This is a genomic window from Microbacterium sp. FG3 (assembly GCF_057809335.1).
Window position 1 is genome coordinate 116148 of sequence record NZ_JBMDJT010000004.1, and the last position, 6079, is coordinate 122226.

7 protein-coding genes, 1 tRNA gene and 1 riboswitch are annotated in these 6079 nt (G+C 73.7%); of the genes, 4 read left to right on the top strand and 4 right to left on the bottom strand.

Annotated elements, in window-relative coordinates; translation table 11 throughout:
- Positions 1–39: 39 nt before the first annotated feature.
- The gene (locus ACODR5_RS02750) at positions 40–702 is read left to right on the top strand and encodes a DNA alkylation repair protein (protein WP_449855266.1); all 663 of its coding nucleotides are present in this window, start codon (positions 40–42) and stop codon (positions 700–702) included.
- Between the two features lie 48 nt (positions 703–750).
- Positions 751–1155: an SRPBCC domain-containing protein gene (locus tag ACODR5_RS02755; protein ID WP_449855265.1), complete on the top strand. Its 405-nt coding sequence runs from the start codon at positions 751–753 to the stop codon at positions 1153–1155.
- Between the two features lie 9 nt (positions 1156–1164).
- Here ACODR5_RS02755 and ACODR5_RS02760 read toward each other — a convergent pair whose 3' ends face one another.
- Complete coding sequence (locus tag ACODR5_RS02760; protein WP_488982660.1) at positions 1165–2505, bottom strand: bifunctional phosphopantothenoylcysteine decarboxylase/phosphopantothenate synthase; 1341 nt, start codon at positions 2503–2505, stop codon at positions 1165–1167.
- 73 nt (positions 2506–2578) lie between these two features.
- Here ACODR5_RS02760 and ACODR5_RS02765 point away from each other — a divergent pair, with 73 nt between their 5' ends.
- Entirely contained in the window at positions 2579–3295 is a 717-nt protein-coding gene (locus tag ACODR5_RS02765; protein ID WP_460816390.1) for an NRDE family protein, read from the top strand.
- Between the two features lie 3 nt (positions 3296–3298).
- Here ACODR5_RS02765 and ACODR5_RS02770 read toward each other — a convergent pair whose 3' ends face one another.
- The 3 genes from ACODR5_RS02770 to ACODR5_RS02780 all read right to left on the bottom strand — a co-directional run bounded on the left by ACODR5_RS02770 (position 3299) and on the right by ACODR5_RS02780 (position 5621).
- The gene (locus tag ACODR5_RS02770; protein WP_460816392.1) at positions 3299–3649 is read right to left on the bottom strand and encodes a DMT family transporter; all 351 of its coding nucleotides are present in this window, start codon (positions 3647–3649) and stop codon (positions 3299–3301) included.
- Entirely contained in the window at positions 3650–3964 is a 315-nt protein-coding gene (locus ACODR5_RS02775) for a DMT family transporter (RefSeq protein WP_460816394.1), read from the bottom strand.
- A 16-nt stretch (positions 3965–3980) separates the two neighbouring features.
- Positions 3981–4045: riboswitch (guanidine-III (ykkC-III) riboswitch) on the bottom strand.
- A gap of 70 nt (positions 4046–4115) precedes the next feature.
- Entirely contained in the window at positions 4116–5621 is a 1506-nt protein-coding gene (locus ACODR5_RS02780) for an SLC13 family permease (protein ID WP_488982662.1), read from the bottom strand.
- Positions 5622–5825: 204 nt separating this feature from the next.
- On the opposite strand from ACODR5_RS02780, the gene ACODR5_RS02785 reads away from it, so the two are divergent.
- A tRNA-Arg gene (locus ACODR5_RS02785) sits at positions 5826–5901 on the top strand.
- The last annotated feature ends 178 nt before the right edge of the window (positions 5902–6079 follow it).

The window sequence follows — 6079 nt, forward strand, 5'->3', positions numbered from 1 at the left end:
ACGGGGTCGCGCTCCGCAACCGCGCGTACGCTTGCTCGCATGAGCGAGACGGTGGGCGCGCTGCTGGCCGAGCTGGAGGGCCTCGAGGACGCGCGCATGCGCGAGATCAACGAGCGCCACGGCGATGACCACGGCGTCAACCTGTCGAAGCTGCGCGCCGTCGCGAAGCGGGTGAAGACCGATCCCGAGCTCGCGCGCGAGCTGTGGGCCACCGGCCGCACGCCCGCGCGACTGCTGGCCCTGCTCGTCTCGCGCCCGAAGCAGTACTCGGCCGACGAGATCGACGCCATGCTGCGCGAGGCCCGCGCGCCCAAGGTGCGCGACTGGCTCACCAACTACATCGCCAAGAAGAGCCCGCACCTCGAGCAGCTTCGCCTGCGCTGGCTCGAGGACGCCGATCCGCACGTCGCCGCGGCCGGATGGGCGCTCACGGGGTTCCGCGCGCAGAAGGACCCGGACGGCCTCGACCTGCCCGCGCTGCTCGACACCATCGAGGCCGAGATGCGCGACGCCCCCGCACCGCTGCAGTGGGAGATGAACTCCACGCTCGCGTACATCGGCATCGCGCACCCGGATCAGCGCGCCCGCGCGCTCGACATCGGCGAGCGGCTCGAGGTGCTGAAGGACTACCCGACGCCGCCGAACTGCACCTCGCCCTACGCCCCGATCTGGATCACCGAGATCGTGCGCAGGCAGGGCTGATCCCGCAACCCCCTCGCGGTCGCCGCCGCGCCCCGGCACCATGGGGGCATGGACGGCGAGCGGATGTATCGGATCCAGACCGGCGCGACCCCCGAGCGCACGTGGGCGGCCCTCACCGACCCCGTGCGGGTGCGGTCCTGGTACTACGGCACGTGGCCGCGCACGACGTGGCAGGTGGGCGAGCCCATCGAATACGTGGACGAGGACGGCGACGTGCAGCTCGCGGGCGAGGTGCTCTCGTACGAGCCGCCGCGCTCGTTCTCGCACACCTTCGTCGCGACGTGGGACGGCGGCCGGGATGATCAGGGGATCCTGACGTGGACCGTCGAGCCCGACGACGCCGGCAGCCGCGTCACCCTCATCCACACGGGCGGTCACGGCGCCGAGACCGCGGAGGGATCGCAGCGGCTCGTCGAGGCGCTCGACGACCACCTGCGGCAGCCCGACGCCTGACCGCCGGGATCAGGACGCGGCGCGCGCCGCGAGGATCGCGTCGAGGATCGCGTCGGCGACCTCCCGCTTCGAGCCGCCCGCGCGTGCGACGACCTCGCCACCCGCGTCGACGACGATCACCGCGTTGTCGCGCGCCTCGAAGCCGGCGGTCCAGCCCACGGCGTTCGCCGCGAGCAGGTCGGCGCCCTTGCGCTCGCGCTTGCGGCGGGCGCGCTCCACGAGCTCCTCGTCGTCGGACACCGTCTCGGCCGCGAAGCCGACGACGGTCTGGCCGGCGGCGCGATCCCGTGCGAGGCCCGCGAGGATGTCCTCGTTCTCGACGAGGCGCAGCTCGAGCCCGCCGGGGGCGGACTCCTTCGTGAGCTTCGTCTCGGCCACCTCGGCGACGCGGTAGTCGGCCACGGCCGCCGCCATCACGACCACGTCGGCGCCGTCGGCGGCCGAGCGCATCGCCTCGCCGAGCTCGGCGGCGGTCCCCGCCGTGCGCACCGCGATCCCCGGCCGCGCCTGCACGTCGGCGAGCACGGCCTCCTCGACGTGCGCCGCGACGAGCGTCACGTCGGCGCCGCGCTCGGCCGCCGCCAGGGCGAGGGCGGCGCCCTGCCGCCCGCTCGAGCGGTTGCCGATGAACCGGACCGGATCGATCGGCTCGCGCGTGCCGCCCGCCGACACGACGATCCGCAGCCCGGCCAGGTCCCGCCCTCCGGAGGACTCCGCGCCGTGCGGAGGAGCGGATCCGGCGTCGGCTGCTCCGATAGCGCCGTTCTCCTCCGCTGCGCCGCCGACCACTGCGCCCGGTGCGCCGCCGCCCGCCGGCCCGCCCGCCGCGCGCAGCAGCGCACCGAGCTCGGCGTGGATGCGCTCCGGCTCCGCCATCCGGCCGGGGCCGGTGTCGTCGCCCGTGAGTCGCCCGCTGTCGGGGCCGATGAAGCGCACGCCCCGCGACCGCAGCGTCTCGACGTTCGCCTGCGTGGCGGGGTGGCGCCACATCTCGGTGTGCATGGCGGGCGCCACCACGACGGGCGCGGTCGTGGCGAGCAGGGTCGTGCCGAGCAGGTCGTCGGCCAGGCCCGCCGCCATCTTCGCGAGCGTGTGCGCGGTCGCCGGCGCGATCACGACGAGCTCGGCCGCCTGGCCGAGGGCCACGTGCCGCACGCGCGGCACGTCGTCGTGCACGGAGATCGTGACCGGGTGGCGGCTGATGGCCTCCCACGTCGGCGCGCCCACGAAGCGCAGCGCGTTCTCGGTCGGGATCACGTGCACCTCGTGCCCGTCGGTCACGAGCAGCCGCACCAGCTGCACGGTCTTGTACGCGGCGATGCCGCCCGTCACGCCCACGACGATCCGCATGACTCCACCTTCTCGCATCCGCAGCCGCCGCGCATCGCGGCCCGCGGATCGGCGGCGTGCCTAGGCTGGGCACGTGTGCACCGTCGTGATCCGCGTCCCCGAGAGCGCCGCAGACCCCGTGCGGATGCTGGCCGTGCGCGACGAGGATCCCGCCCGCGCGTGGGATCCGCTGGGGGCGTGGTGGCCGGACCGGCCCGGCACCCTCGGCGTGCGCGACCGGCTCGCCGGCGGCGCGTGGCTCGCCGCGCGACCGGCGGACGGGCGCGTGGCCGTCATCGTGAACCGGGCGGGGGATCCGGCGCTGCCGCCGGAGCGGATCGAATCGCGCGGGGCGCTCGCGCTCGACGCCGTCGCGGGCCGGGCCGTGGAGCGGCCGCGCACGCGGGGCTTCCACCTCGTCGGGATCGACGGCGCGTCGGCGACCGTGACCACGTGGGACGGCGCCGCGCTGCGGCGCCGAGATCTCGGGCCGGGCACGCACATGATCGCGCACGACGAGCCCGACGATCCCGCCACCGCCCGCATCGCGGCGTGGCGCGGCGCCTTCGCGGCCGCGTCGACGGAGGGGGAGCGGTGGTGGGAGGGCTGGATCGGCGTGCTGGCCGAGTCCGCGGCGCTCGATCCGCGGGACGACCGGGCCATCATCCGCGACAACCGCCCGCACGGCTACCCGACGCTGTCGCTGCTCGCGTGCGTCGCGTCGGTGGCGCCGGGCGCGGCGGACGTGCGCTACGCCGAGCTCGCGCGGCCCGGCGCGTGGAGCCCGCTGTCGTTCGCCGCCGCGGTCTGACGGTTAGCGCGACTCGTCGGCCGCCGCGCGCGGCTTCTGCGGTGGCAGCAGCTTCAGGCCGACGACGGAGCCGACGATCCCGAGCAGGAAGACGATCTTCCACGGCGAGACGCTCTCGGCGCCCGTCGCCATCGCGTAGGCGACCGTGAGGGCCGCGCCCACCCCCACCCACACCGGGTAGGCCGTGCCGATCGGGATCCGCGTCGCGGCATATCCGAGCCCCAGCATGCTCGCCGTCAGCGCGACGAGGAACACCGCGGTCGGCGCGGGGCGCGTCAGCCCGTCCGAGAGGCCGAGCGCCGTGGCCCACACGGCCTCGGCGACCGCGCTGAGCAGCAGCACGAGCCACGCCACTCAGCTCACCGCCTTCAGGCCGACGATCGACGTCATGAGCAGCACGAGCAGCAGCACGCGCGCCACGCTCGCCCGCTCGCGCTTCGTGACGATCGCCCACGCGACCGTGAGGGTCGCTCCCACGCCCACCCACACGGCGTAGGCCGTGCCGGTGGGCAGCGAGGTCATCGCCCACGCGAGCCCGGCCATGCTGCCCAGCAGCGAGACGGCGAACAGGACGGTCGGCTTCCACCTGCGGAAGCCCTTCGAGGCCGACAGCGCCGAGGCCCACACGGCCTCGAGCATGCCGGAGAGGATCAAGACGAGCCACGCCATGGCGTGCGACACCCCTTCCGTGGCCGTCTTGTCGTGTGCGGGTACAGCTCCCTCGTCCGCGGATCCGGTGCCGGATCCCGCCTCTCACGGTAGCAACGGCGCCGCGCGAGGCTGCCCAGCCGCCGCCCAGGGCTGCATCAGCCAGGACCCATCAGCCGAGCGGCGGAGCGGCGCCCTCCCAGAGCCCGAGCACGGCCATCCACGCACCGCCGGCGATCGTCCAGATGAGGATGACGACGACCGACATGACGAACGCGGTGCGGAACCACTCTCCGACCTTCACGTAGCCCGATCCGTAGATCACGCCCGACGGGCCGGAGGCGTAGTGCGACAGAGCGCCGAAGAGGTTGCCGATGAAGCCGAACACGAGCGCGGCGAACATCGGCGGGGCGCCGGCGGCCACGGCCGCGCCGAGGAAGACGCCGTACATCGCGACGATCTGCGCGGTGTTCGAGGCGAACAGGTAGTGCGCGTAGAAGTACACGAGCGTGAGGATCGCGAAGGCGAACACCCAGGGCATGCCGCCGACGAGGCCGCTGACGAAGTCGCTGATCCACTGGATGACGCCGAGGCGGTTCAGGTGCTCGGCCATGCCCACGAGCACGGCGAAGAAGATGAACGTGTTCCACGCCGACCCGTTGCGGGCCATGTCCTTCCACGTGAGCACGCGCGTGACGAGCATGACGGCGATGCCGACGAACGCCGCCGTCGTCGCGTCGAGCTGGATGCCCGTGCCGAGCGCGCCGTTGACGGCATCCGAGATGCTCGATCCGAAGATCCACAGCACGAGCAGAACACGAGCACGGGCGCCCAGCCGGCGCGCACCACGAGGATCACGGCGCCCACCGCGCCGCCGAAGCGGCGCTCCGGGTCGGTCGCCAGGTCGAGAGCCCGTTCGATCCAGTCCTCGCGCACGCGGCGGATGACGCGCGAGACCCGCGTCTTGATTCCCGCCGCGGTGAGGAGCGGGCGGGCCTGTGCGCCGTAGACGAGCGTGCCCAGCGCGAGCCACGCCAGCGGCACGACGAAGCCGATGATCGCGGCGGCCGCGACCGCGAGCACCGCCGACCACAGCCACTCGAGCGAGTCGGCGAGCGAGGGCACGTGCAGCTCGACGCCCAGCCACCAGCGATCCAGCGCCGCGCCGATGCGGCGGGAATGCCACCAGTCGCCGAAGCCGAGCGTGACCTCGCGCAGGACCGTGGCGCTCAGGAAGATCCACACCACCTCGGCGTAGCCCACGAGCAGGCGCAGCACGGCGCGCAGGCGCTCCCGGTCGCCCGGAAGGCGCCGCACGATCATCGTGAGCCCGCGGGCGGACGCGAACGCGACGGCGGCCGTGGCCAGCACGTCGGCCGTCGTGCTGCCCGCGAGGCGCGAGGCCACGTCGCCCTCGCCGTCGATCACGCTGTACGCCACGCCGAGGCCCATCGTCAGGGTGTCCTCGTAGAGGAAGCCGTAGTGCTCGTAGATGACGAGGAACGGCAGGATCACGGCGGCGCTCGCGATGAGGAGATCGGTGAACGGCCGCCCGCTCGACGCGCGAGCGCGCATGACCAGCAGCGAGGCGACGATCGTGACGAGCTGCACGAAGACGACGAGCGACATCACGAGCCGGCCGAGCACTCCGGACACGAGCGATGCGTCCACGGCCCACAGCAGCAGGTAGTGGCGCGAGACGACGGCCGCCAGCGCGAGCAGCAGCAGCGCCGGCCAGTGCCGCCCGATGAGCCGCCCGGCGTCGGCGATGATCCGCCAGCCCGCGTGGAGCACGCCCTCGGGGCGGGTGGCGACGGCGTGCTGGCTCACCCGGTCAGGGTATCGGCACGGCGGCACCCTCCCCGGCTGGTATCCTCGTTGAGCCTCCATAGCTCAGGGGATAGAGCGTTGGTTTCCGGTACCAAAGGTCGCAGGTTCGAATCCTGTTGGGGGCGCCAACCTCGAAGGGACCGTCGCGAATGCGGCGGTCCCTTCGAGGTTGTGGGACACCATCAGCGGGTCCCCGCGGCGGGAGGCTCCGGGCGTCGCGGATGCGACGTCTGGAGAGGCCCGTGGAGGCGTGGGGGCGCCAACCTCGAAGGGACCGTCGCGAATGCGGCGGTCCCTTCGAGGTTG